Source organism: Cytobacillus sp. IB215665, assembly GCF_033963835.1.
In the GTDB taxonomy this organism is placed as follows: domain Bacteria; phylum Bacillota; class Bacilli; order Bacillales; family SM2101; genus Nanhaiella.
Map to the genome: position 1 here is coordinate 19,012 of NZ_JAXBME010000023.1, position 26,304 is coordinate 45,315.

General features: G+C 38.6%; 34 protein-coding genes and 1 other annotated feature. All 34 genes read right to left on the reverse strand.

Going from position 1 to position 26,304, the window contains the following annotated elements; genetic code table 11:
• Positions 1-9 precede the first annotated feature (9 nt).
• The gene (gene rpsH / locus SLH52_RS20520) at positions 10-408 is read right to left on the reverse strand and encodes a 30S ribosomal protein S8 (RefSeq protein ID WP_214483841.1); all 399 of its coding nucleotides are present in this window, start codon (positions 406-408) and stop codon (positions 10-12) included.
• Positions 409-439: 31 nt separating this feature from the next.
• A complete protein-coding gene (locus SLH52_RS20525) occupies positions 440-625 on the reverse strand; it encodes a type Z 30S ribosomal protein S14 (protein WP_214483842.1) in 186 nt (61 codons plus the stop codon).
• A 32-nt stretch (positions 626-657) separates the two neighbouring features.
• Positions 658-1,197, reverse strand: a complete 540-nt coding sequence (gene rplE, locus SLH52_RS20530; RefSeq protein WP_214483843.1) for a 50S ribosomal protein L5 — start codon at positions 1,195-1,197, stop codon at positions 658-660.
• Between the two features lie 25 nt (positions 1,198-1,222).
• The gene (gene rplX / locus SLH52_RS20535; protein ID WP_320211086.1) at positions 1,223-1,534 is read right to left on the reverse strand and encodes a 50S ribosomal protein L24; all 312 of its coding nucleotides are present in this window, start codon (positions 1,532-1,534) and stop codon (positions 1,223-1,225) included.
• Between the two features lie 40 nt (positions 1,535-1,574).
• Complete coding sequence (rplN, locus tag SLH52_RS20540) at positions 1,575-1,943, reverse strand: 50S ribosomal protein L14 (RefSeq protein ID WP_214483845.1); 369 nt, start codon at positions 1,941-1,943, stop codon at positions 1,575-1,577.
• Between the two features lie 43 nt (positions 1,944-1,986).
• Positions 1,987-2,250 carry a 30S ribosomal protein S17 gene (gene rpsQ / locus SLH52_RS20545; RefSeq protein ID WP_320211087.1) on the reverse strand — a complete coding sequence of 88 codons (264 nt, stop codon included), beginning with the start codon at positions 2,248-2,250 and terminating at the stop codon, positions 1,987-1,989.
• Positions 2,251-2,270: 20 nt separating this feature from the next.
• The gene (gene rpmC, locus SLH52_RS20550; RefSeq protein ID WP_214483847.1) at positions 2,271-2,474 is read right to left on the reverse strand and encodes a 50S ribosomal protein L29; all 204 of its coding nucleotides are present in this window, start codon (positions 2,472-2,474) and stop codon (positions 2,271-2,273) included.
• Complete coding sequence (rplP, locus tag SLH52_RS20555) at positions 2,464-2,898, reverse strand: 50S ribosomal protein L16 (RefSeq protein ID WP_214483848.1); 435 nt, start codon at positions 2,896-2,898, stop codon at positions 2,464-2,466. The genes rpmC and rplP overlap by 11 nt, the downstream gene beginning before the upstream one ends.
• Positions 2,899-2,900: 2 nt before the next feature.
• Positions 2,901-3,557: a 30S ribosomal protein S3 gene (gene rpsC, locus SLH52_RS20560; protein WP_320211088.1), complete on the reverse strand. Its 657-nt coding sequence runs from the start codon at positions 3,555-3,557 to the stop codon at positions 2,901-2,903.
• 3 nt (positions 3,558-3,560) lie between these two features.
• On the reverse strand, positions 3,561-3,902 hold the full coding sequence (gene rplV / locus SLH52_RS20565) for a 50S ribosomal protein L22 (protein WP_320211089.1): 342 nt from the start codon (positions 3,900-3,902) through the stop codon (positions 3,561-3,563).
• A 17-nt stretch (positions 3,903-3,919) separates the two neighbouring features.
• Complete coding sequence (gene rpsS, locus SLH52_RS20570; protein WP_320211090.1) at positions 3,920-4,198, reverse strand: 30S ribosomal protein S19; 279 nt, start codon at positions 4,196-4,198, stop codon at positions 3,920-3,922.
• 57 nt (positions 4,199-4,255) lie between these two features.
• A complete protein-coding gene (gene rplB / locus SLH52_RS20575; RefSeq protein WP_214483852.1) occupies positions 4,256-5,086 on the reverse strand; it encodes a 50S ribosomal protein L2 in 831 nt (276 codons plus the stop codon).
• Positions 5,087-5,113: 27 nt separating this feature from the next.
• Positions 5,114-5,401 carry a 50S ribosomal protein L23 gene (rplW, locus tag SLH52_RS20580; RefSeq protein WP_214483853.1) on the reverse strand — a complete coding sequence of 96 codons (288 nt, stop codon included), beginning with the start codon at positions 5,399-5,401 and terminating at the stop codon, positions 5,114-5,116.
• Positions 5,401-6,024 (reverse strand): 50S ribosomal protein L4, encoded by a 624-nt coding sequence (gene rplD, locus SLH52_RS20585; protein ID WP_320211091.1) that lies wholly within the window; start codon positions 6,022-6,024, stop codon positions 5,401-5,403. Before rplD ends, rplW begins: the two co-directional genes overlap by 1 nt.
• Positions 6,025-6,051: 27 nt before the next feature.
• Positions 6,052-6,678 (reverse strand): 50S ribosomal protein L3, encoded by a 627-nt coding sequence (gene rplC / locus SLH52_RS20590; protein ID WP_214483855.1) that lies wholly within the window; start codon positions 6,676-6,678, stop codon positions 6,052-6,054.
• Between the two features lie 34 nt (positions 6,679-6,712).
• Complete coding sequence (gene rpsJ, locus SLH52_RS20595) at positions 6,713-7,021, reverse strand: 30S ribosomal protein S10 (RefSeq protein ID WP_214483856.1); 309 nt, start codon at positions 7,019-7,021, stop codon at positions 6,713-6,715.
• 25 nt (positions 7,022-7,046) lie between these two features.
• Entirely contained in the window at positions 7,047-7,232 is a 186-nt protein-coding gene (locus SLH52_RS20600) for a hypothetical protein (RefSeq protein WP_320211092.1), read from the reverse strand.
• Between the two features lie 160 nt (positions 7,233-7,392).
• Positions 7,393-8,580: an elongation factor Tu gene (gene tuf / locus SLH52_RS20605; RefSeq protein ID WP_320211093.1), complete on the reverse strand. Its 1,188-nt coding sequence runs from the start codon at positions 8,578-8,580 to the stop codon at positions 7,393-7,395.
• 115 nt (positions 8,581-8,695) lie between these two features.
• Complete coding sequence (gene fusA / locus SLH52_RS20610) at positions 8,696-10,774, reverse strand: elongation factor G (RefSeq protein WP_320211094.1); 2,079 nt, start codon at positions 10,772-10,774, stop codon at positions 8,696-8,698.
• Between the two features lie 121 nt (positions 10,775-10,895).
• Positions 10,896-11,366 (reverse strand): 30S ribosomal protein S7, encoded by a 471-nt coding sequence (rpsG, locus tag SLH52_RS20615; protein ID WP_214483859.1) that lies wholly within the window; start codon positions 11,364-11,366, stop codon positions 10,896-10,898.
• A 38-nt stretch (positions 11,367-11,404) separates the two neighbouring features.
• Positions 11,405-11,827, reverse strand: coding sequence for a 30S ribosomal protein S12 (gene rpsL, locus SLH52_RS20620; protein ID WP_320211095.1), 423 nt, complete (start codon positions 11,825-11,827; stop codon positions 11,405-11,407).
• Between the two features lie 104 nt (positions 11,828-11,931).
• Positions 11,932-12,180, reverse strand: a complete 249-nt coding sequence (locus SLH52_RS20625; RefSeq protein ID WP_320211096.1) for a 50S ribosomal protein L7ae-like protein — start codon at positions 12,178-12,180, stop codon at positions 11,932-11,934.
• Positions 12,181-12,305: 125 nt separating this feature from the next.
• Positions 12,306-15,908: a DNA-directed RNA polymerase subunit beta' gene (gene rpoC, locus SLH52_RS20630; protein WP_320211097.1), complete on the reverse strand. Its 3,603-nt coding sequence runs from the start codon at positions 15,906-15,908 to the stop codon at positions 12,306-12,308.
• 194 nt (positions 15,909-16,102) lie between these two features.
• Positions 16,103-19,663, reverse strand: a complete 3,561-nt coding sequence (gene rpoB / locus SLH52_RS20635) for a DNA-directed RNA polymerase subunit beta (protein WP_320211098.1) — start codon at positions 19,661-19,663, stop codon at positions 16,103-16,105.
• Positions 19,664-19,921: 258 nt separating this feature from the next.
• Positions 19,922-20,524: a class I SAM-dependent methyltransferase gene (locus SLH52_RS20640; RefSeq protein WP_320211099.1), complete on the reverse strand. Its 603-nt coding sequence runs from the start codon at positions 20,522-20,524 to the stop codon at positions 19,922-19,924.
• Positions 20,525-20,817: 293 nt separating this feature from the next.
• Complete coding sequence (rplL, locus tag SLH52_RS20645) at positions 20,818-21,183, reverse strand: 50S ribosomal protein L7/L12 (RefSeq protein WP_214483864.1); 366 nt, start codon at positions 21,181-21,183, stop codon at positions 20,818-20,820.
• Positions 21,184-21,242: 59 nt separating this feature from the next.
• Positions 21,243-21,743, reverse strand: coding sequence for a 50S ribosomal protein L10 (gene rplJ, locus SLH52_RS20650; protein ID WP_214483865.1), 501 nt, complete (start codon positions 21,741-21,743; stop codon positions 21,243-21,245).
• Positions 21,744-21,810: 67 nt separating this feature from the next.
• Positions 21,811-21,965: a sequence feature (ribosomal protein L10 leader region), on the reverse strand.
• Positions 21,966-22,021: 56 nt separating this feature from the next.
• Positions 22,022-22,723: a 50S ribosomal protein L1 gene (rplA, locus tag SLH52_RS20655; protein WP_320211100.1), complete on the reverse strand. Its 702-nt coding sequence runs from the start codon at positions 22,721-22,723 to the stop codon at positions 22,022-22,024.
• A 110-nt stretch (positions 22,724-22,833) separates the two neighbouring features.
• On the reverse strand, positions 22,834-23,259 hold the full coding sequence (gene rplK / locus SLH52_RS20660; RefSeq protein WP_214483867.1) for a 50S ribosomal protein L11: 426 nt from the start codon (positions 23,257-23,259) through the stop codon (positions 22,834-22,836).
• 317 nt (positions 23,260-23,576) lie between these two features.
• Positions 23,577-24,110 carry a transcription termination/antitermination protein NusG gene (nusG, locus tag SLH52_RS20665; protein ID WP_214483868.1) on the reverse strand — a complete coding sequence of 178 codons (534 nt, stop codon included), beginning with the start codon at positions 24,108-24,110 and terminating at the stop codon, positions 23,577-23,579.
• Positions 24,111-24,607: 497 nt separating this feature from the next.
• Positions 24,608-24,790, reverse strand: coding sequence for a preprotein translocase subunit SecE (secE, locus tag SLH52_RS20670; RefSeq protein ID WP_320211101.1), 183 nt, complete (start codon positions 24,788-24,790; stop codon positions 24,608-24,610).
• Between the two features lie 48 nt (positions 24,791-24,838).
• Positions 24,839-24,988, reverse strand: a complete 150-nt coding sequence (gene rpmG / locus SLH52_RS20675; protein ID WP_214483870.1) for a 50S ribosomal protein L33 — start codon at positions 24,986-24,988, stop codon at positions 24,839-24,841.
• Positions 24,989-25,076: 88 nt separating this feature from the next.
• Positions 25,077-25,733, reverse strand: coding sequence for an RNA polymerase sporulation sigma factor SigH (gene sigH / locus SLH52_RS20680; protein WP_413785571.1), 657 nt, complete (start codon positions 25,731-25,733; stop codon positions 25,077-25,079).
• Between the two features lie 57 nt (positions 25,734-25,790).
• Positions 25,791-26,300 (reverse strand): NYN domain-containing protein, encoded by a 510-nt coding sequence (locus tag SLH52_RS20685; protein WP_320211103.1) that lies wholly within the window; start codon positions 26,298-26,300, stop codon positions 25,791-25,793.
• Positions 26,301-26,304: the final 4 nt, after the last annotated feature.

Consider the following 26,304-nt stretch of genomic DNA (forward strand, 5'->3'; position numbering starts at 1 on the left):
AAAAACTTTTTACCAAACGTAAGCTAGTACTTCTCCGCCTGTTTGCTTTTGACGAGCTTCTTTGTCACTTAACACACCTTGAGAAGTAGACACAATCGCAATTCCTAAACCATTAAGTACACGAGGTACCTCATCAGCTTTAGCGTATACGCGTAAACCAGGTTTACTAATACGCTTTAATCCAGTAATTACACGTTCATTATTTGCACCATACTTTAAGAAAATACGGAGAATACCTTGTTTGTTATCTTCAATAAATTCCACATCACGAACAAAACCTTCACGTTTTAAAATATCAGCGATATCTTTCTTCATGTTTGAAGCAGGAACCTCTAATTTGTCGTGACGTACCATGTTCGCATTGCGAATACGAGTAAGCAAATCTGCAATAGGATCTGTCATCACCATAATATTTTTACCTCCTTCCCATATCTGGGTTTTACCAACTTGCTTTTTTTACACCTGGGATATGTCCCTTATATGCTAATTCACGGAAACAAATACGGCAAAGTTTAAATTTTCTTAGCACTGAATGAGGACGACCACATCGTTCACAACGTGTGTACTCACGCACTTTAAACTTTTGATCACGTTTTTGTTTTACGACCATTGATTTTTTAGCCACATTTTCGCCTCCTTATATTTAGATGGCACTGATTACTTTTGGAACGGCATACCCATTTGAGTTAATAATTCACGAGCTTCTTCATCAGTATTTGCAGTGGTTACGATAACGATATCCATACCACGAACTTTCGAAACTTTATCATATTCAATTTCAGGGAAAATCAATTGTTCTTTAATCCCTAATGTATAGTTACCACGACCATCGAATGATTTTTTAGATACACCACGGAAGTCACGTACACGTGGAAGTGCAACAGACACTAGTTTATCTAAAAATTCATACATACGCTCACCGCGTAAAGTTACTTTCGCACCAATTGGCATTCCTTCACGAAGACGGAAACCAGCGATAGATTTCTTTGCTTTTGTAACTACAGGCTTTTGACCAGTTATTGTTGTTAATTCTTCAACAGCATTATCTAATGCCTTTGAATTTGCAACTGCATCTCCAACACCCATATTTACAACTATTTTTTCAAGTTGAGGTGTTTGCATAACTGATTTATAACTGAATTTACTCATAACACTAGGAGTAATTTCTTTTTGATATTTTTCCTTTAGGCGGTTCATAATAGTACCTCCTTTCTACAACTAGTTATTTATCTAATAATTCACCAGATTTTTTTGCATAGCGTACGTTTTTGCCATCAACTTGCTTATGTCCAACACGTGTAGGTTCACCCGTCTTTGGATCTAATGGCATAACATTTGATACATGGATAGGTGCCTCTTGGCTGTTAATCCCGCCTTGGGGATTAGCTTGTGAAGGTTTAGAATGCTTCTTCACAATATTCACACCTTCCACAAGAACTCTACTTTTCTTTGGCAATGCAGCAAGGATAACTCCTTGTTTACCTTTATCCTTACCTGAAATCACAAGTACTTTATCACCTTTTTTTACATGCATCTTATCTGCACCTCCTTGATAAGGCATTTCAATTTTCAAATTAAAGAACTTCAGGAGCTAATGATACAATTTTCATGAAGTTGCTATCACGTAATTCACGAGCTACCGGGCCGAAAATACGAGTACCACGTGGACTTTTGTCGTCACGGATAATCACGCATGCATTTTCGTCAAAACGGATGTAAGAACCGTCTGGGCGTCGTGCTCCTTTTTTTGAACGTACAACAACAGCCCTAACTACTTCACCTTTTTTGACAACGCCTCCTGGTGTTGCTTGTTTCACTGTACAAACAATTACATCACCAATATTTGCGTATTTACGTCCAGAGCCACCTAGAACTTTTATCGTTAACACTTCACGAGCTCCAGAATTATCAGCAACTTTCAACCGAGATTCTTGTTGAATCATTCACGAAACCTCCCTTCGGATATAAAATTCATCCGACCTTGTATTATATAATTACCGCTTTTTCAACTACTTCTACTAAACGGAAACGTTTTGTTGCAGATAGTGGACGTGTTTCCATTACTTTAACTACGTCGCCAACTTTTGCAGTATTTTGCTCATCATGTGCTTTGAATTTCTTTGAATACTTAACACGTTTACCATATAGTGAATGAGTTTTGTATGTTTCAACTAATACAGTTATCGTTTTATCCATTTTGTCAGATACAACACGACCTGTATACACTTTACGTTGGTTGCGTTCACTCATTTAAGCAAACCTCCCCTCATTTATCGATTATTCACACCGATCTCTCTTTCACGTATCACAGTTTTCATACGAGCGATCGATTTACGTACTTCGCGAATACGAGCTGTATTTTCAAGTTGTCCAGTCGCTAGCTGGAAACGTAAATTGAATAACTCTTCTTTTAAAGACTTAACTTTTTGTTCAATTTCGGCAGTGGTAAGGTCACGAATTTCATTAGCTTTCATTTGATTCACCACCAATTTCTTCTCGTTTTACAAACTTACATTTTACTGGAAGTTTATGTGATGCAAGACGAAGTGCTTCACGTGCCACCTCTTCAGGTACACCTGAGATTTCAAACATAATCTTACCTGGTTTTACAACAGCAACCCAGCCCTCTGGAGCACCCTTACCGGAACCCATTCGAACTTCTAGAGGTTTAGCTGTATATGGCTTGGATGGGAATATTTTAATCCATACTTTACCGCCACGTTTCATATAACGTGTCATCGCAATACGAGCAGCCTCGATTTGGCGGTTAGTAATCCAAGACGCTTCTAGCGCTTGTAAGCCGAACTCACCGAAATTTACTTCAGTGCCGCCTTTTGCACGACCGCGCATTTTACCGCGGTGTTCGCGACGATACTTAACGCGTTTTGGCATTAACATGATTATTTTCCTCCTTCCTCTTTATTCTTCTTTGTAGGAAGGACTTCTCCACGATAAATCCATACTTTTACGCCTAATTTACCATACGTAGTATCTGCTTCAGCTGTACCATAATCTATGTCAGCACGGAGCGTATGAAGTGGAACTGTTCCCTCACTGTAATATTCAGCACGAGCGATATCTGCACCACCTAAACGACCAGATACCATTGTTTTAATCCCTTTTGCTCCAGCGCGTAAAGCACGTTGAATAGCTTGCTTTTGCACACGACGGAAGGATACACGGTTTTCTAATTGACGAGCAATATTATCTGCTACTAATTTAGCATCTAAGTCAGCTCTCTTAATTTCTACGATATTAATGTGGACACGTTTACCTGTCAACGCATTTAACGCTTTACGAAGTGCTTCTACTTCTGTACCACCTTTACCAATAACCATTCCTGGTTTTGCAGTGTGTACTGAAATATTCACACGATTAGCCGCACGTTCAATTTCCACTTTTGATACTGCAGAGTCACTTAATCTCTTAGTAATGTATTCACGAACCTTAAGGTCTTCATGCAACAAATCTGCATAGTCCTTATCAGCATACCACTTTGATTCCCAATCACGGATGACTCCGATACGCAAACCTACTGGATTTACTTTTTGACCCACTGATTATCCCTCCTTCTTTTCTGATACCACTACAGTAATGTGGCTCGTACGTTTATTAATTTGACTAGCACGTCCCATTGCACGCGGGCGGAAACGTTTCATAGTCGGGCCTTCGTTCACATACGCTTCTTCAACAACTAAATTATTAATATCCATCTCATAGTTGTGTTCTGCGTTTGCAACAGCTGATTTTAATACTTTTTCTACTATCGGAGAAGCCGCTTTGTTTGTTAAGCGTAAAACTGCTAATGCTTCACCAATTTGCTTTCCTCGAATTAAGTCCACTACTAAGCGAGCTTTACGAGGCGCAATTCGAACTGTTCTTGCAACAGCTTTTGCTTGCATTTAGGATGCCTCCTCTCTTAACGTCTTGTTTTCTTGTCATCACTAGCGTGACCTTTATACGTACGAGTTGGTGCAAACTCTCCAAGCTTGTGACCAACCATGTCTTCACTTATATATACAGGCACATGTTTTCGACCATCATAAACTGCAATTGTATGACCAATGAATTGAGGGAAAATCGTTGAACGACGAGACCATGTTTTAACCACACGCTTACCATCAGTTTCATTCAAGCTCTCAATTTTTTTCATTAAATGATCATCTACAAAAGGTCCTTTTTTTAAGCTGCGACCCATATGTGAACCTCCCTTCGCGATTGGCATACGGTTCCTGTGAACCGTAGCACAACCCCGTTATTTTTTACGACGACGCACGATAAATTTATCTGACTTCTTATTTTTCTTGCGCGTTTTATAACCGAGTGTTGGTTTACCCCAAGGTGTCATTGGTGACTTACGTCCGATAGGAGCTCTACCTTCACCACCACCATGTGGGTGATCAACTGGGTTCATTACAGATCCACGTACAGTTGGGCGTTTACCTAACCAACGAGAACGACCTGCTTTACCGATATTAATAAGTTCGTGTTGCTCATTACCAACTTGACCAATAGAAGCACGGCAAGCAGCTAATACCATACGCACTTCACCTGAAGTTAAACGTACTAAAACGTATTTTCCTTCTTTACCAAGAACTTGAGCAGATGTTCCAGCAGAACGTACTAATTGTCCACCTCTACCTGGTTTAAGTTCAATGTTATGAATAACTGTACCAACAGGAATATTAACTAAAGGTAATGCATTACCCACTTTAATATCCGCTTCTGGGCCAGACATGATTTCCATGCCCACTTCTAAATTTTTCGGAGCTAGAATATAACGTTTTTCACCATCAACATAGTTAATTAACGCAATATTAGCTGATCTATTTGGATCATACTCGATTGTAGCAACGCGTCCTGGTATACCATCTTTGTCGCGTTTAAAATCAATGATGCGGTATTGACGCTTATGACCGCCACCTTGATGACGTACTGTTAATCTACCTTGGTTGTTACGTCCACCCTTTTTATTTAAAGGAGCCAATAACGACTTCTCGGGAGTATCAGTAGTGATTTCTGCGAAATCTGATACCGACATACCACGACGACCGTTTGAGGTAGGTTTATACTTTTTAATCGCCATCTCTATTTCCCTCCTTCACTAGTAAACTTATACTTCAAAAAGTTCGATTTCTTTGCTATCAGCAGTTAACTTCACAATTGCTTTTCTGCGACGATTAGTATAACCGCTATGACGACCCATACGCTTGAACTTACCTTTGTAGTTCATGATGTTTACTTTTTCTACTTTCACATCAAAAATTGCCTCAACAGCATCCTTGACTTCAGTTTTATTAGCTTTCACATCAACGTCAAACGTATATTTTTTCTCTTCCATTAAATCTGTAGAACGTTCTGTAATAACGGGGCGCTTAATAATATCACGAGGTTCTTTCATTACGCAAGCACCTCCTCTACTTTTTCCACCGCATCTTTAGTGATCACAAGTTTATCGTGGTTTAATAAGTCCAGTACGTTCACACCTGTAGCAGATACAACTGTTACTCCAGGAATATTACGCGCTGAAAGAGTCACGAATTCATTTTGATCAGCAGTTACGATTAACGCTTTGCGATCTGCAGAAAGACTGTTTAAAATGTTTACCATTTCTTTTGTTTTAGGAGCTTCAAATGCTAGGCTCTCTAATACAACGATATCATTTTCAAGCACTTTTGTTGATAGTGCTGATTTAAGTGCTAAGCGACGTACCTTCTTAGGTAGCTTATAGCTGTAGCTTCTAGGTGTAGGTCCGAATACTATTCCACCACCACGCCATTGTGGAGAACGAATTGATCCTTGACGAGCACGTCCAGTACCTTTTTGACGCCAAGGTTTACGTCCACCGCCACGTACTTCAGAACGACCTTTTACTTTGTGAGTTCCTTGTCTTAAGGAAGCTCTTTGCATAATAACTGCATCGAATAATACACTCTTGTTAGGCTCAATACCAAATACAGATTCATTAAGCTCTACTTCACCTACTGTAGAACCATTTTGGCTATATAATGTTACTTTAGGCATTGGTATATTCCTCCTTTCTTACAAAAATTACTGTGCCTTAACCGCACTATTAATAGTTACAAGACCTTTTTTTGGTCCTGGGACATTACCTTTAATAAGTAAAATGTTACGTTCAGCATCAATTTTTACAACTTCTAAGTTTTGAACAGTTATACGTTCTCCACCCATACGTCCAGGTAAAAGCTTTCCTTTGAATACACGGTTTGGATCAACAGGTCCCATTGAACCAGGACGACGGTGATAGCGCGAACCGTGTGACATAGGGCCGCGTGATTGTCCGTGGCGCTTAATTGCACCTTGGAATCCTTTACCCTTTGAAATACCTGTAACATCTACTACATCGCCTTCAGAGAAGACGTCAACTTTGACTTCCTGACCAACTTCATATTCCTCAACGTTCAGCCCGCGGAATTCACGGATGAAGCGCTTAGGCGTAGTATCCGCTTTTGCAACATGTCCTTTAGCTGGTTTGTTAGCAAGCTTTTCACGCTTGTTATCAAAACCAAGTTGTATAGCTTCATAACCATCTGTTGCTTCAGTTTTCTTCTGAAGAACTACGTTAGGTGAAGCCTCAACTACAGTAACTGGTACAAGTACATCTCCAACGAACACTTGTGTCATACCAATCTTTCTACCTAAGATTCCTTTGGTCATTCGTCACACCTCCTGTTATCTAACTTATTATTTATTATAGTTTAATTTCAATATCTACACCTGACGGCAAGTCTAAACGCATTAGTGAATCTACTGTTTTTGGAGTAGGATTTACGATATCAATTAAGCGTTTATGTGTACGCATTTCAAATTGCTCACGAGAATCTTTATACTTATGAACAGCACGAAGAATCGTATAAACAGACTTTTCAGTTGGTAACGGAATCGGACCAGAGACATTTGCACCTGATCGCTTAGCTGTTGCTACGATTTTTTCTGCAGATTGATCAAGAATTCGGTGATCGTAAGCTTTTAATCGAATACGAATTTTTTCTTTTGCCATTATTTTCCCTCCTTTATCGCCTATTTTATTTAATAGACATTCTCCGTGGAAATTTCCCCACACTCGCCATGGCAAAGCGGCCGGGTGTGTCAGCAACCTTCCACATCATCGCAGTCAAAGACCAACATTCACTATTATATAAAAAAATTGCACCTAATGCAATAGCAAATTTTAATCTATCAATTTTTTTAACCCACGACTTAGTATACACGCCTTACAGTCTCTTTTCAATTACTCTAGCACAACATACTGTTAGCAGTTTTTGTTAATGTCCCTTTAGGTGACTTTTAGATCTTAATATTGTTTAACAAGGAACCATTCCATAAAAAAACAGGTCTACGTATAAACGCAAACCTGTTTCTTATCTATTATCACTCAGTGATAGTAGCTACTACTCCAGCACCTACAGTACGTCCACCCTCACGAATAGAGAATTTAGTACCTTCTTCAAGTGCGATAGGAGCGATAAGCTCAACTGTCATTTCAATGTTATCCCCAGGCATAACCATTTCTACGCCTTCTGGAAGATTAACGATACCAGTTACATCAGTTGTACGGAAGTAGAACTGAGGACGGTAGTTTGTGAAGAATGGAGTATGACGTCCACCTTCTTCTTTTGATAATACGTAAACTTCAGCTTTAAATTTTTGGTGTGGAGTAATTGAACCAGGCTTAGCTAAAACTTGCCCACGCTCAATGTCTTCACGTGATACACCACGAAGTAATGCACCAATGTTGTCTCCAGCTTCAGCATAATCAAGAAGCTTACGGAACATTTCTACACCAGTAACTGTAGTTTTGCTTGACTCTTCAGCTAAACCGATGATTTCGATTTCATCTCCAACATTTAATTTACCGCGGTCAACACGACCAGTAGCAACTGTACCACGACCAGTGATCGAGAATACATCCTCAACTGGCATCATGAAATCTTTTTCTGTGTCACGCTCTGGAGTTGGGATGTAGTCATCAACTGCAGCCATTAACTCAATAATTTTTTCTTCGTATGCAGCGTCTCCTTCAAGAGCTTTAAGAGCTGAACCTTGGATAACAGGAATGTCATCACCAGGGAAGTCATACTCAGATAATAAGTCACGCACTTCCATTTCTACTAATTCTAGTAACTCTTCGTCATCTACCATATCACATTTGTTTAAGAAAACAACGATGTAAGGTACACCAACCTGACGAGAAAGAAGGATGTGCTCACGAGTTTGTGGCATTGGACCATCAGAAGCTGAAACAACTAGGATAGCTCCATCCATTTGCGCCGCACCAGTGATCATATTTTTAACATAGTCAGCATGTCCTGGGCAATCTACGTGTGCATAGTGACGAGTGTCAGTTTCGTACTCAACGTGTGCAGTAGAAATTGTGATTCCACGCTCACGCTCTTCTGGCGCTGCATCAATTTGATCATATGCTTGTGCCTCTGCTCCACCTTTTTTAGCAAGAACAGTTGTAATAGCAGCAGTTAAAGTTGTTTTACCGTGGTCAACGTGACCAATTGTACCGATATTCGCATGTGTTTTGGAACGATCGAATTTTTCTTTACCCATTATAATTTATCCTCCTTAATATACATATCATAATTTATATAAGATAGTAGTTGCTATCTTGAACTACTTTCTTTCTTACATAAGTAGTTATACTTTAATAAATGGAATAAATCAATTATTCACCTTTATTTTTCTTAATAATTTCTTCTGAAATTGCTTTTGGTACTTCTTCGTAGTGATCAAAGTGCATTGAGAATGTACCACGACCTTGCGTATTAGAACGCAATGCAGTAGCATACCCAAACATTTCAGATAATGGAACCATCGCACGAACGACCTGTGCGTTACCGCGAGCTTCCATACCTTCAACGCGACCACGACGTGATGTAACGTCACCCATGATGTCTCCTAAGTACTCATCAGGCATTACAACTTCAACCTTCATAATAGGTTCAAGGATGACTGGGTTACATTTAGAGATCGCATTTTTCAATGCCATAGATGCTGCGATTTTAAAGGCCATCTCAGATGAGTCAACATCATGGTAAGAACCATCTACAAGAGCAGCTTTCACATCAACTAGTGGATACCCAGCAAGTACACCATTGCCCATTGCATCTTCTAATCCAGCTCCAACGGCTGGAATGTACTCACGTGGAACTACACCACCGACAATTTTATTTTCAAATTCAAAGCCTTTACCTTCTTCATTTGGCTCAAATTCGATCCAAACGTGACCGAATTGTCCACGTCCACCTGATTGACGCGCGAATTTCCCTTCAACTTTTGCAGCAGCACGGAAAGTTTCACGATATGCAACCTGTGGAGCACCTACATTTGCTTCTACCTTGAACTCACGGCGCATGCGATCAACGAGGATGTCTAAGTGTAATTCACCCATACCTTCGATAATTACTTGGCCTGTTTCTTGGTCAGTATGTGCTCTAAACGTTGGATCTTCTTCTTGAAGTTTTTGAAGTGCTGTTGTCATTTTATCTTGGTCAGCTTTTGATTTTGGTTCGATCGAAAGTGAAATTACCGGCTCAGGGAATTCCATAGACTCAAGAATAACTTGATTTTTCTCTTCGCTCAACGTATCACCTGTAGTTGTAACTTTTAGTCCAACTGCAGCTGCAATATCACCAGCATAAACTTTTGATATCTCTTCACGTGAGTTTGCGTGCATTTGTAAAATACGACCTACACGTTCACGCTTACCTTTTGTTGAGTTTTGTACATATGAACCCGCGTCTAATGTTCCTGAGTAAACACGGAAGAATGTTAATTTACCAACAAATGGGTCTGTCATAACTTTAAATGCAAGTGCTGAGAATGGCTCATCGTCACTAGAAGGGCGAGTAACTTCTTCGTTAGTATCAGGAAGAGTACCTTTGATAGCCGGAACATCTAATGGTGATGGAAGATAGTCAACAACTGCATCAAGCATTAATTGAACACCTTTGTTTTTGAAAGCTGATCCACAAATTACTGGATAGAACTCAACATTAACTGTTCCTTGACGGATTGCAGCTTTAAGCTCTTCCTTAGTAATTTCTTCGCCGCCTAAGTATTTTTCCATTAAATCTTCATCAAGCTCGGCAACCGCTTCAACTAATTTTTCACGGTATTCTTCAGCTTGATCCATATACTCTTCAGGAATTTCACGAACTTCTATATCAGTTCCTAAATCGTTCCCGTAAAAAACAGCGTTCATTTCAACTAAATCGATAATCCCGTGGAATTCATCTTCCGCTCCGATTGGTAGTTGAATTGCAGCTGCATTGGCTTGTAAACGATCGTGAATAGTGCTTAGAGAATATAAGAAGTCTGCACCGATTTTGTCCATTTTATTAACGAACACCACTCGGGGAACTCCGTAAGTAGTCGCCTGTCGCCAAACTGTTTCAGTTTGAGGCTCAACGCCTGATTGAGCATCAAGAACTGCTACTGCTCCGTCAAGCACACGAAGTGAACGCTCAACTTCAACAGTGAAGTCTACGTGTCCTGGTGTATCGATGATATTAACGCGGTGACCTTCCCACTGTGCAGTTGTTGCAGCAGAAGTAATAGTAATACCACGTTCTTGTTCTTGCTCCATCCAGTCCATTTGAGATGCACCTTCATGAGTTTCACCGATTTTATGAATACGACCAGTGTAATAAAGTACACGCTCAGTTGTTGTTGTTTTACCAGCATCAATATGTGCCATGATACCGATATTTCGAGTCTTTTCTAAGGAGAACTCTCTTGCCATTGGGTCTTTCTCCTTCCATTATAAAGTATCGTATTATAATTATTAGTTGACCATCAAAGAGTCAATGGAGATCTTATAATGATTCACATTGCTCTTTATTAGGTCGATCAAGTTTATTGGCTTACCAACGATAATGAGCAAATGCTTTATTCGCTTCAGCCATTTTATGCGTATCTTCACGCTTTTTAACTGCAGCACCTGTATTGTTAGCTGCATCTAAAATTTCGTTAGCTAAACGCTCTTCCATCGTTCTTTCTCCACGAAGACGTGCATAGTTTACTAACCAACGAAGTCCTAATGTAGTACGACGATCAGGGCGCACCTCAACTGGTACTTGATAGTTAGATCCACCAACACGGCGAGCTTTAACTTCCAATACTGGCATGATGTTTTTAAGAGCTTGCTCAAAAACTTCCATAGCTTCTTTACCAGAACGTTCTTTTACTAATTCAAACGATTTGTAAAGAATATCTTGAGACTTTCCTCTTTTTCCATCAACCATCATTTTATTAATTAAGCGTGTTACTAGCTTTGAATTGTAAATCGGATCTGGTAACACGTCTCTTTTTGCAACGGGTCCTTTACGAGGCATTGATATTCCTCCTTTCAGTCATTGTTCTTACTATGTTGTTATTTCTTTGCTGCTTTAGGTCTTTTCGTTCCATATTTAGAACGACTTTGCATGCGGTTATCAACACCAGCAGTATCTAACGCACCACGAACGATGTGATAACGTACCCCTGGTAAGTCTTTTACACGTCCGCCACGGATTAATACAACACTATGTTCTTGTAGATTATGTCCAATCCCAGGAATATATGCTGTAACTTCAATTCCATTCGTTAAACGAACACGAGCATATTTACGAAGTGCTGAGTTCGGCTTCTTAGGTGTCATTGTACCTACACGTGTACATACACCACGTTTTTGTGGAGATGAAACGTTAGTTTGTGACTTTTTGAAGCTATTGTACCCTTTATTCAAAGCAGGGGACATTGATTTTTTAACTTTCGTCTCGCGACCTTTGCGTACTAATTGATTAATAGTAGGCATCTTGTTTCCTCCTTCCGTATGTTGCTAAGACCACACATCCAGGTGGTTCATTTTTTTACAAAAACAAAGTTTTTGTAGAAAATGATATTTCCACAAAAACAGTTTTAATAAATAATTGCAACTGTTGCTGCTCCCACTTCAATTCCACAAGCTCTACCTAGCTGTTTCATTGAATCTACTTTATTAATAGGCACATCGTTCGCTTTAGCTACATTCACAATTTTACTAATTATGCGTTCATCAGCATCAGCAGCAACGATCACTTCTTTCACAGCTTCCGATTTGAGAGCTTTAACCGTCTGCTTTGTACCTATTATAATCTTTGTTGCCTGTGATACTTTTTCATAAGACAACTTTAATATCCTCCAAAGTAACAGGTTATTTGAAACACCTTTGCTATAATAACATTCTGTTCAACAAATGTCAACAAGAAAAAAACTTGCTTATAGAGGAGGTTACAAACACTCCTCTATAAACTTCAGTCAACAATTACTGCAGCTTCTTCTTCAATGATCGATGGTAATTCTGGTGTGGCTTTGCGATACTGTGTCATTCCAGTACCAGCGGGAACCAATTTACCAATAATTACATTTTCTTTCAACCCAAGTAAATCATCACGTTTACCTTTAATAGCTGCATCCGTTAACACACGCGTTGTTTCTTGGAATGAAGCGGCTGATAAGAAAGAATCTGTCTCTAATGACGCTTTCGTAATACCTAATAGTACTGGACGACCAGTTGCAGGTGTTTTACCTTCTAATAGCACTTTTTCATTTGCATCTGTAAATTGGTGAATATCTAGTAACGATCCAGGTAACACATTTGTATCACCAGCATTATGGACACGTACTTTACGAAGCATTTGTCTTACCATTACTTCGATATGTTTATCACCAATCTCAACACCTTGCATACGGTATACGCGTTGAACTTCTTTGAGTAAGTACTCCTGAACAGCAGTCATATCTTTTACTTTCAACAGCTCTTTAGGATCGATTGAACCTTCAGTTAGCTCTTGGCCACGCTCAATGACCGAACCTTCCGCTACTTTCAATCTTGCGTTATATGGTGCAAGATAATTTCTTGTTTCTACATCATTTCGTATAACAATTTCATGCTGTCTATCACGCGCTTCTTTGATTTCGACGACAGTTCCATCGATTTCAGAAATAATCGCTTGACCTTTTGGATTTCGTGCTTCAAATAATTCTTGAACACGAGGGAGACCTTGGGTAATATCGTCTCCTGCAACCCCACCTGTATGGAATGTACGCATTGTTAACTGTGTTCCTGGTTCTCCAATTGATTGAGCAGCAATAATACCAACAGCTTCCCCAACTTCAACTTCCGATCCAGTAGCTAAATTGCGTCCATAACACTTCTTACATACTCCATGACGGGTATTACATGTGAATGCTGAACGGATCCAAACTTCTTCAACACCCGCTTCAACTATTACACGCGAAAGATCTTCATCAATTTGTTCATTTTCTGCAACAAAAACTTCCCCTGTTTCTGGGTGTTTAATTGCTTTACGAGCATATCTACCAATCAAACGCTCTTCAAGCTTCTCAATTACTTCAGTACCTTCCATTAATGAACGAATAAACAATCCTCTGTCCGTGCCGCAGTCGTCTTCACGTACAATAACATCCTGGGCAACATCAACTAGACGACGAGTTAAGTAACCAGAGTCAGCTGTTTTTAACGCTGTATCTGCTAAACCTTTACGAGCACCGTGTGTAGAAATAAAGTACTCTTGTACGTTCAGCCCTTCACGGAAACTTGATTTAATCGGTAATTCAATAATTCTACCAGCTGGGTTGGCCATGAGTCCGCGCATCCCTGCAAGCTGAGTAAAGTTAGATGCGTTACCACGAGCACCTGAATCACTCATCATAAAGATTGGGTTACGCTTATTTAATGACGCCATTAATTTCCCTTGAATAACATCCTTAGCTGAGCTCCAAATAGATATCACTCGATCAAAACGCTCATCATCTGTAATAAGTCCGCGCCTGAATTGCTTTATGACAGTATCTACTTTGTTCTGAGCTTGATTTAATATTTCTTGTTTTTCAGGTAACACGACAATGTCTGATACTCCAACTGTAATACCAGCCTTTGTAGAATACTTAAAGCCTAAATCTTTCATGCGGTCAAGCATTTTGGATGTTTCGGTGATCTTGAATCGTTTAAACACTTCAGCAATGACATTACCAAGAATTTTCTTCTTGAACGGATCAATGATTGGACGTTTTTTAATCTCTTCCTTAACATTAACCGTCTTCTCAATAAAATACTTCTCTGGTGTTTTTTCTTCTAAGTTAGACTTGGTTGGCTCATTAATGTACGGAAATGACTTAGGTAAAATTTCATTGAAGACTAACTTACCTACTGTTGTTATAAGTAATTGATTATTTTGTTCTTCCGTGAAGTTTGGATTATTTAATGTACCTGCATTTACAGCTACTCTCGTATGAAGATGGACATAGCCATTTTGATACGCTAGAAGTGCTTCATCAGTATCATTAAATATCATTCCTTCTCCAACGGCTCCTTCTCGTTCCATCGTTAAATAGTAGTTACCTAAAACCATATCCTGCGATGGTGTAACAACTGGTTTTCCGTCCTTAGGATTTAAGATATTTTGAGCTGCTAGCATAAGAAGACGTGCCTCAGCTTGTGCTTCTGATGATAAAGGTACGTGAACTGCCATTTGGTCACCGTCAAAGTCAGCGTTATATGCTGTACAAACTAACGGATGGAGACGAATTGCTCGACCTTCCACCAAAGTAGGTTCAAACGCTTGAATACCTAATCTATGCAATGTTGGTGCACGATTTAGTAAAACTGGGTGCTCTTTAATAACTGATTCTAATACATCCCAAATCTCTGGCTGTAAACGCTCAATTTTACGTTTTGCACTTTTAATATTATGAGCAAGACCTTTTTCTACTAGCTCTTTCATAACAAATGGCTTGAACAGTTCAATTGCCATCTCTTTCGGTAATCCACACTGATACATTTTCAAATTAGGTCCAACTACGATTACAGAACGACCTGAATAATCGACACGTTTACCTAGGAGGTTTTGACGGAAACGTCCCTGCTTCCCTTTTAACATGTGCGATAATGATTTAAGAGGTCTATTCCCTGGCCCTGTTACCGGTCTTCCGCGTCTACCATTATCTATAAGTGCGTCAACAGCTTCTTGAAGCATACGCTTCTCGTTTTGTACGATAATGCTCGGTGCACCAAGATCTAATAAACGCTTCAAGCGATTATTTCTATTTATTACACGACGATATAAATCGTTTAAATCTGATGTAGCAAACCTTCCACCATCAAGCTGTACCATCGGGCGAAGTTCAGGTGGGATAACTGGTAAGACATCCAAAATCATCCACGATGGATGATTGCCAGAGTTTCTAAATGCCTCAAGCACTTCAAGTCGTTTGATGGCACGAGTACGACGCTGGCCCTGTGCTGTTTTTAATTCTTCTTTTAGACTGTCTACTTCTTTTTCTAAATTAATATCCTGAAGAAGCTTTTTAATCGCTTCTGCTCCCATTGAAGCCTGGAATGTTTGCCCATATTTTTCTCGATACACACGAAATTCTTTCTCAGAGAGCAACTGCTTCTTGTCTAACGGCGTATCCCCTGATTCAGTTACTACGTAAGACGCAAAATATATTACCTCTTCTAGTGCACGAGGAGACATATCTAATACAAGTCCCATACGACTTGGAATACCCTTGAAATACCAAATGTGCGTTACCGGTGCAGCGAGTTCAATATGCCCCATGCGTTCACGACGAACTTTAGCACGCGTGACTTCTACTCCACATCGGTCACAAACTACACCTTTATAACGAACACGTTTATATTTTCCACAATGACATTCCCAATCTTTTGTAGGACCAAATATGCGTTCACAAAATAAACCGTCCTTCTCTGGTTTAAGAGTACGGTAGTTTATCGTTTCAGGTTTTTTTACTTCACCGAATGACCATGAGCGAATCTTATCTGGTGAAGCGAGTCCAATTTTCATATATTCAAAGTTATTTACGTCTATCAAGGGGCCTACCTCCCTTTTAGTCTCAGGTTTTCCCTTTACACCCAAACTCAATTATACCTAGATGTTCAAAAAGCTAGTGAAGAACAATTGTTAAACTAACACAAGATGTTTTCGCCGTCCATTTTTGAACACGTATTAATATAGAATTTCAAAGGGGATTTCCCCTTTGAAATAAGTATAGCTTTTTACTATCTCTACTCTTTAACCACTGCATCTGCCTCTTGTTCTACAGGAGCTTCTTCATCTATAGATACACTAGCATTTTGTTGATCATCATCATCTTCAGTATCACGCATTTCTATTTCTTGTTCATCACTAGAGAGCATTTTAACGTCCATACCTAAACTTTGTAGCTCTTTAATTAATACTTTAAATGACTCAGGAACACCAGGCTCAGGTACATTTTCACCTTTGACAATAGATTCATACGTTTTCACACGACCTACTACATCATCTGACTTAACAGTTAGAATCTCTTGTAGTGTATATGCAGCACCGTATGCTTCAAGTGCCCAAACCTCCATTTCACCAAACCTCTGACCACCAAATTGAGCTTTACCACCCAATGGTTGTTGAGTTACTAGTGAATATGGACCCGTTGAACGAGCGTGTAGCTTATCATCAACCATATGCGCTAGTTTAATCATATACATAACACCGACTGATACACGATTGTCAAATGGCTCTCCTGTACGTCCATCATACAAGACTGTTTTCGCATCACGAGCCATACCTGCCTCTTGTAATGTATCCCATACGTCTTCCTCGCGAGCACCATCAAATACCGCAGACGCAACATGTATACCGAGTTTTCTAGCAGCCATTCCAAGATGTAATTCTAATACCTGACCGATGTTCATCCGGGAAGGAACCCCTAATGGGTTTAACATTATATCAATCGGCGTACCGTCTGGTAAATATGGCATATCTTCTTCAGGTAAGATTCTTGAAATTACACCTTTATTTCCGTGACGTCCTGCCATTTTGTCACCTTCAGAAATCTTACGTTTTTGAACAATATATACTCGAACAAGCTGATTAACTCCAGGTGGTAATTCATCCCCATCTTCGCGATTAAACACCTTTACATCCAGGATGATTCCTTCTCCACCATGAGGAACACGAAGTGAAGTATCACGAACTTCACGTGCTTTTTCTCCGAAAATCGCATGGAGTAAACGTTCTTCAGCAGTAAGCTCCGTTACACCTTTAGGTGTTACTTTACCTACTAGTAGATCTCCATCCTTCACTTCAGCACCGATCCGAATAATACCGCGTTCATCTAAATTACGAAGTGCATCTTCACCCACATTAGGAATATCACGAGTGATTTCTTCAGGACCAAGCTTTGTATCACGTGACTCTGATTCGTATTCTTCGATATGGATTGAAGTATAGACATCATCTTTCACTAGTCGTTCACTCATGATGATCGCATCTTCATAGTTATAGCCGTCCCACGTCATAAATCCAACAAGTACATTACGACCTAGCGCTAATTCTCCCAACTCCATCGAAGGTCCATCAGCAAGGATTTCTCCCTTTTTTACTTCATTACCAACAGCTACAATTGGACGTTGGTTGTAGCATGTACCTTGGTTTGAACGAATAAATTTTAATAAACGATATTTATCAAGGTTACCTTTGATCTTTTGACCGTCTACTTCTTCATACCTTCTTACCCAAACCTCTTTCGCTTCAACACGCTCTACTATTCCCGGATGTTTACAAATTACAGCTGCCCCTGAATCCTTACCAGATACGTATTCCATACCTGTACCAACTCTTGGTGCCTCAGGTTGCATCAACGGTACAGCTTGACGTTGCATGTTCGCTCCCATCAATGCACGGTTAGAGTCATCGTTTTCTAAGAACGGTATACAAGCTGTTGCAGCAGAAACGACTTGTTTAGGAGATACATCCATATAGTCAGCGCGCTCACTCTTGACAACAATATTTTCACCACGGAAACGGGCAAATACATCATCATCTATGAATGTTCCATCTTCAGCTAGCCTTGAATTAGCCTGTGCAACTACATAGTTATCTTCTTCATCTGCAGTAAGATAATCTATTTTGCTAGACACTTTACCAGTTTCAGGATCAACTTTTCGATATGGTGTTTCTATAAAACCAAATCGATTTACCTTTGCAAAAGATGATAATGAGTTGATTAGCCCGATGTTTGGACCCTCTGGTGTTTCAATAGGACACATCCGACCGTAATGTGAGTAGTGAACATCTCGGACCTCGAACCCGGCACGTTCACGGGTCAGACCACCTGGTCCAAGCGCTGATAATCTACGTTTATGTGTTAATTCAGCTAACGGATTTGTTTGGTCCATAAACTGAGAAAGCTGAGAGCTTCCAAAGAATTCTTTTATAGATGCAATAACAGGCCTTATATTAATAAGTTGTTGTGGCGTGATCGTATTCGTATCTTGTATAGACATTCTTTCACGCACAACACGTTCCATTCTTGATAGCCCAATACGGAATTGATTTTGGAGTAATTCTCCAACCGAGCGAAGACGACGATTACCTAAATGGTCAATATCATCCGTATCTCCTACTTGATGTAATAGATTAAAGAAGTAACTAATAGAAGCAATAATGTCAGCTTGAGTAATATTCTTAACAGACTCCTCAATATAAGCATTGCCGATCACATTAATTACTTGCTCACCATCTGCATCACTAGGTGCATAAATTTTAATAGACTGCAGTAAAATCTCTTCTTCTATTACTCCACCTATTGTATGGAAGCTTTTAAACCCAGCTCCATCAATTAGCTGAGGAAGTATGCGATCTAGTGTCCTACGATCTAACAAAGTTCCTTTTTCAGCAATGATTTCACCAGTTTCAGAATCAACAAGTGTTTCAGCTAAACGTTGATTAAATAATCTATTTTTTAGATGCAACTTCTTGTTAATTTTATAGCGTCCTACACTAGCTAGATCATAGCGCTTCGGATCGAAGAAACGAGACTCTAGTAGGCTTTTTGCATTATCTACTGTAGGTGGTTCACCTGGTCGTAGACGTTCATATATTTCTAGTAGTGCTTTTTCAGTACTTTCGGTGTTGTCTTTTTCAAGGGTGTTGCGGATATATTCGTTATCACCAATTAAATCGATGATTTCTTGATCAGACCCAAACCCTAACGAACGCAAAAGAACCGTAACCGGTAACTTCCGAGTACGATCGATACGCACGTATACTACGTCCTTCGCATCAGTTTCATATTCTAACCATGCTCCTCGGTTTGGAATTACAGTTGCTGTAAAACCCTTTTTACCGTTTTTATCAACTTTGCCACTGTAATAAACACTAGGTGAGCGTACAAGCTGAGAAACAATTACTCGCTCAGCACCGTTAATAACAAACGTACCTGTTTCTGTCATTAACGGGAAATCTCCCATAAATACATCCTGGTCCTTCACTTCACCTGTTTCTTTATTCACTAAGCGTACTTTTACGCGCAGTGGAGCAGAATATGTAACATCGCGTTCCTTCGATTCTGCTACAGGGTACTTAGGCTCACCCAAGCTATAATCAATAAACTCAAGTGAAAGGTTACCTGTAAAATCTTCAATTGGAGAAATATCTCTAAACATTTCTCTAAGACCCTCATCAAGAAACCACTGATATGAAGAGGTTTGAATTTCAATAAGATTTGGCAATTCTAATACTTCACTAATACGAGCGTAACTTCTTCGTTGGCGGTGTCGTCCAAACTGAACTACTTGACCTGTCAACTGATTCACCCCTCAAATCAAGCGTTTTATTATTACTGCATATATATATTTGTCTTACGAACTGAAAGATCATCAGTCATAAGGCAAAAAATAAAAGGGTTTCTTTTTAGAAAACCACATTTTACTCACGAACTATTGATTTTTTTAGTTTTTCCATTCAAACTAAACAATATACAACTGATATGATAATTTTTTCAATTATATTAGAAAAAATACATATTTGGCATTTTATAATGTTAACACAACAAAAAATAACCGTCAACTTTTTTTTGCTTTTATGATATAATAGCCTTTTTTCTTAATAACAATCTCTACTTCACTGAAGATTGCTTTAAGCTTTTCAACTGCTGAGGGAGCTCCTTGCTTTTTCTGAATAACAACCCATAGTTCTCCACCATCATCTAAATAATCGATACTTTTTTCTAATATCGTATGAACTACTTTTTTCCCTGCTCGAATAGGTGGATTTGATAATATCGCAGAAAAACACCGTTGACTTACACCCTCAAACAAATCACTTTTATAAATAGTTACATTTGTAACACCATTCAATTGCTTATTTTTCTGAGCTAACTCAAGTGCTCGTTCATTAACATCAACCATTTCCACCTGTTGTTTGTGGAATGCTTTTGCAATCGAAAGACCAATCGGCCCGTAACCACAGCCAATATCAAGTATAGAACCACCTGCTTTAGAAGGCTCAAAATGTTGTATTAATAATTTAGAACCGAAGTCAACTTCACTTTTCGAGAATACACCATTATCTGTAATAAAAGAAAACATAAAGCCCTTTAGTTCATAACTCCAAGTTTGCGGATTGCTATTCACTTTAGGCTTATCTGTAAAATAATGATCCCCCAAAAAACGACCCCCTGTCCTTCTTAAGATTTTGCATTAACTTCTTTCGCATGAATTGTTGTTTCACACCCTTAGAAATTAACCATTCGCAGCATCTTATCTTAAGGTTTCAAATGATTGCTGGCTTTTCTTCAAAAGAGCTAAAAACTAATATAACTAACGTTATTGGAATATTTTATCTCTAAAGACATCAGTTACTCAAATGTATGTGAAAACAACAACAGCATTTTTAACAATATGAGTCTTAAAAAAAGCTCGCTAATATTATTAGCGAGCTTTTTTATTATTCAACAAAATTACTTAACTTCTACGCCAGCTCCAACTTCTTCAAGCTTCGCTTTAAGTTCTTCAGCTTCGTCTTTAGAAACGCCTTCTTTAAGTGTTTTTGGAGTGTTATCAACTAATTCTTTAGCTTCTTTTAGGCCAAGACCAGTGATTTCACGAACAGCTTTGATAACTTTAATTTTTTGTGAACCAGCACTTGTTAGTTCTACATCAAATTCAGTTTTTTCAGCAGCAGCGTCTCCACCAGCAGCTCCACCTACTACAGCTACAGGAGCAGCAGCAGTTACACCAAATTCTTCTTCAATAGCTTTTACTAAGTCGTTTAATTCTAAAACAGTCATTTCCTTAACTGCTTCAATGATTTGTTCTTTAGTCATTATAATTTCCTCCTTGAAAAGTTGTAATTTTTTATACGAATACTATTTGTTTACTTAAATTATGCGCCTTGTTCTTCTTTTTGATCTGCAACAGCTTTTGTTGCAAGAGCAAGATTTCGAATAGGTGCTTGAAGAACGCTAAGCAACATAGATAATAATCCTTCGCGTGATGGAAGTTCTGCAAGAGCTTTAACGTCTTCTACTGATGCGATATTACCTTCAATAACACCCGCTTTAATCTCAAGTGCTTCATGGTCCTTCGCAAAGTTGTTAAGAATTTTCGCAGGAGCTACTACATCTTCAACACCAAAAGCAATTGCATTTGGTCCAGTTAAATGTTCGTTCAACCCCTCTAAACCAGCTTCTTCTGTTGCACGACGTGTTAAAGTATTTTTATATACTTTAAATTCAACACCTGCTTCACGAAGTTGCTTACGAAGTTCTGTTACTTCTGCAACAGTTAAACCACGATAGTCTACTACTACCGTTGATTTACTACCACGAAGTTTATCAGCAATTTCCGTTACGATCTGCTGTTTTTGTTCAACTGCGTTACTCATCCCTACACCTCCTATGATTTTTCTCTGGTTACTTATACCGCTTGGTGTATGCCGAAATTTATCTTTCTCTTTCAGCAAAAAACCTCCATATCTATAAGACAAGGAGGTTTGATATACAATAATTAACATTCTGTTACTACACTGTATATTTACAAAACACCTCGGTGGGAAATTAAGCTCATTGCGAGCACCTACTGTCTACGGTATAAATCATATTCTATTTAAACAACAAGACTGATTATATAGAATCATAACCTGTTTGTCAAATTATTTATTAATTAGTTTGCACCAGTTACTGTTGAAGGGTCAATTTTAATTCCAGGTCCCATCGTTGAAGTTACTGATACATTTTTCATGTACGTACCTTTCGCTGCTGCAGGTTTCACTTTTACCATCGTGTCAAAAATTGTAGTAAAGTTTTCTTCTAGTTTTCCTTCTTCAAAGGAAACTTTACCAATTGGCACATGAATGTTACCTTGCTTATCTACACGGTACTCTACTTTACCAGCTTTAATTTCATTAATAGCTTTCGCAACATCAAATGTTACAGTACCTGTTTTAGGGTTAGGCATTAAACCTTTAGGTCCTAATACTCGACCTAATTTACCTACTTCACCCATCATATCTGGTGTTGCAACAATCACATCAAAATCAAACCAACCTTGATTGATTTTATTAATGTAGTCGCTATCACCAACAAAATCAGCACCCGCTGCTTCTGCTTCTTTCGCTTTTTCACCTTTAGCAAAAACTAACACACGTTGTACTTTACCAGTACCATGTGGTAGTACGACAGCACCACGGATTTGTTGGTCTGCTTTCTTAGGGTCTACTCCTAAACGAAAAGCAACTTCAACCGTTGCATCAAATTTTGTTGTGTTTGTTTTTTTAACTAGTTCAATCGCTTCTCCAACTGGGTAAGCTTTTGTACGGTCTACTAATTTAGCAGCCTCTACGTACTTTTTACCTCTTTTAGCCATTGTATTTCCTCCTTATTTGTGGTTTTAACGGAACAACCTCCCACGAATAAAGGTTGCGAATGAGAATGCACTCATAGCCGCAACCTCCCAACACCTATATATGCACGCGATTAATCTTCAATAACAATCCCCATACTGCGGGCTGTACCTTCAACCATTCGCATTGCTGATTCAACGTTTGCTGCATTTAAATCAGGCATTTTTGTTTCAGCAATTTCGCGTACTTTGTCACGTTTTACAGTCGCTACTTTATTACGGTTTGGTTCACCTGAACCAGACTCGATTCCAGCAGCTTTTTTAAGTAATACTGCTGCAGGTGGAGTTTTCGTAATAAAAGTAAATGAACGGTCTTCAAAAACTGTAATTTCAACCGGTATAATTAAACCAGCTTGATCAGCTGTACGAGCGTTAAATTCCTTACAGAATCCCATGATATTTACACCTGCTTGCCCTAAGGCTGGTCCAACCGGTGGTGCCGGATTTGCTTTACCAGCAGGAATTTGTAACTTAACAACTTTTATTGCTTTTTTAGCCACGAGACACACCTCCTTAAAGTCCGTGATGTGGTAATAGGGTATTCCCTCCCACTCATCGTAAACCTTTATTATCTATTCGAGGATGTCCAAATCGTCTGAGAGAAGGAACCGTCAAGAGACTTCAGTCGACTTGCATTACCACTTCTCATGTACGATGCATATGTACATGAAATTAGGAGCATAGCCTCCTTGTACTTCTTCATCCTTTTTGAACACTCACTATAATAAAGATATATTATCATCTAGCCCCATACTTTTTGAGACATACTGACTTTGAAATATTACCACTTTTTTTGTGTCATTTCAAGTTTAATTGGTTATATTTTTTCTATTTGGTCAAAGTCTAGCTCAACTGGCGTTTCACGCCCAAACATATTTACAAGAACTTTAACTTTACTCTTATCAACGTCAAGCTCTTCAATTTTACCTGTAAAGTTAGCAAAAGGACCATCCTTCACTTTTACCGTTTCACTAAGTTCAAAATCAACCTCAACAACTTTTTCTTCCATACCCATTCTTTTTAACACATGGGTAATTTCATCTGGCAACAACGGAGTTGGTTTTGATCCAGAACCTGACGATCCGACAAAACCTGTTACTCCAGGTGTGTTTCTTACAACATACCAAGAGTCATCTGTCATTATGATTTCTACTAGCACATATCCTGGGAATACCTTTTTCTTAACGACTTTCTTTTTTCCGTTCTTCACATCTGTTTCTTCTTCTTCAGGAACTACAACTCTAAATATTTTATCTTGCATTCCCATTGATTCAACACGTTTTTCTAAATTTGCTTTTACCTTGTTTTCATAGCCTGAATACGTATGAACAACATACCAATTCTTTTCCATTCGATAGGACTTATTATGTCCTTCCCTCCCCAACAATAAAATAGACTGAAAGCGCAAACAGCACACTCACCGGTGACAAACATATGGCGAACCATCAATAAGGTTGCTTTTTATCCTTAATGACGGATTGGCTTATAACCTCGAGCCGATGGCTGCTGAAGCAAGTCATTCAGCAAAGTCCAAACGTCTCATTCATCCCACACAAGCACTGGAGTCACCTCACTTGAAGGCGTTTTTTTGCCTTCTAGTAAAAAGGTATAGTGACCTCGAGGAGATGGTTAAATTCCCTACACCTAAAGAGACCATTAACATTTCGTCAATTTTCATAAAGGCACATTCAGACGTAAAACATTCATCAGCAGGTTATATACCTTGATTATCTTCGTCTTCTTACTAAAGCGCCTACTCGAAATACATTTCTTCCCAAATCAAAAAACCCGTTACCGGGCTTTTCATCTACTAACTTTATCAATCATTATACCATGACAATGCAATTGTTATTCAACTACTAATTCAATTAAAAAAGAAATAATTTGGTCTGTTAAAGCAAAAAACAACACAAAAAATACTACAGTTGATAGTACTGTAATAGTATAGCGAGTCAATTCCTTTCGTTTAGGCCAACTTACTTTCTTCATTTCACGTACAACATCACGCAAAAATGTTGTTAAACGTTTCATATACGTAACCTCCAGCGCCGGTTTTTATATAATCTAGGTTGTTAAAAATTATTTTGCTTCTTGATGGGTTGTATGTGTATTACAAGTTTTACAAAACTTATTTATTTCAAGTCTTTTCTCTGTTTTTGCATCAGTTTTCATAGTTATATAGTTTCGACTTCCACACTCACTGCATGCAAGGACTATTTTTTTACTCATGATAACACCTACCATAGACATACATGTCCTTAAAAGATTATCATACCATTCTTTTCTATGTCAACAACTGTTAAGAAATGGAGGAAAGCTACAAACTTATCTCTCTCAGCTCTAAGTAACGCTCCAGCTTTCTTTTTACTCTTTGTAGTGCATTATCAATAGATTTCACATGACGATTTAGATCTTCGGAAATTTCCTGATAAGACCTGCCATCTAAATAAAGAACTAATACCTTTCTTTCTAAATCACTTAATAACTCTGACATTTTCACTTCAATATCATCATATTCTTCTTGATTTATAATGAGTTCTTCTGGATTCATTACCTTCGTACCAGAAATTACATCCATTAGTGTTCGATCCGATTCCTCGTCATAAATAGGCTTGTCCAGTGATACATAGGAATTTAACGGAATGTGTTTTTGTCTAGTAGCAGTTTTAATAGCAGTAATAATTTGTCTCGTTATACATAATTCCGCAAAAGCCTTAAATGATGTAAGCTTGTCCTCTTTAAAATCACGTATTGCTTTATATAAGCCTATCATACCCTCTTGAACAATATCTTCTCGATCTGCTCCAATTAAGAAATACGATCTCGCTTTTGCACGGACAAAGTTTTTATACTTATTGATCAAATAATCAAGCGCTTCACTATTGCCACTGTGAACTAATTCTACAATATGTTCATCCTCATACTGCTCATATATTCCCCTTGTCTTCCCTTTGAAGTTCGAAACCACACAGATCCCTCCGACCGTTATATAGAAATATTATACAGCACGATTTTTTTCAACGTCAACTACTCATCGTTGTCCACGTCTCCATTTTTCGAAAATTTCTGCAACTTCTTCACTAAGATGTATTTTAGACTTTGGCTTTTTTTGTTGTGTTACTTTGACCTTCTTCTCAATTCGCTGTTTAATTGCGGTCATTTCATTGTATAGTTCTCGTGCGGATTTCCTCAATGCGCCCTGTCCAAAAATCGTCCATTGTTCCATATAATCTGATGTTGCAACATGAACTTGCGTTTGAATATTATTAAGTTCTTTCACGAGCTTCTCTATACGTTCATCTGCAGTTTCATTCTCACGTGTGAATATGATCTCTACTTTGTGGTTTTTTAATTTCTTTTCAATGCCTTTAACGAGATGAGCATCAAAAACAATGATTACTCTATAGCCAGTATAAGCTTGATATTCAGCCATCTGATTGATTAAGTTATCACGAGCTGAGTTAAAATCTTTATCCCTTAAAGGCCTTAAGTTTGGCCATGCCCCTATAATGTTGTATCCATCAACAATCAGGATATCCATAAAG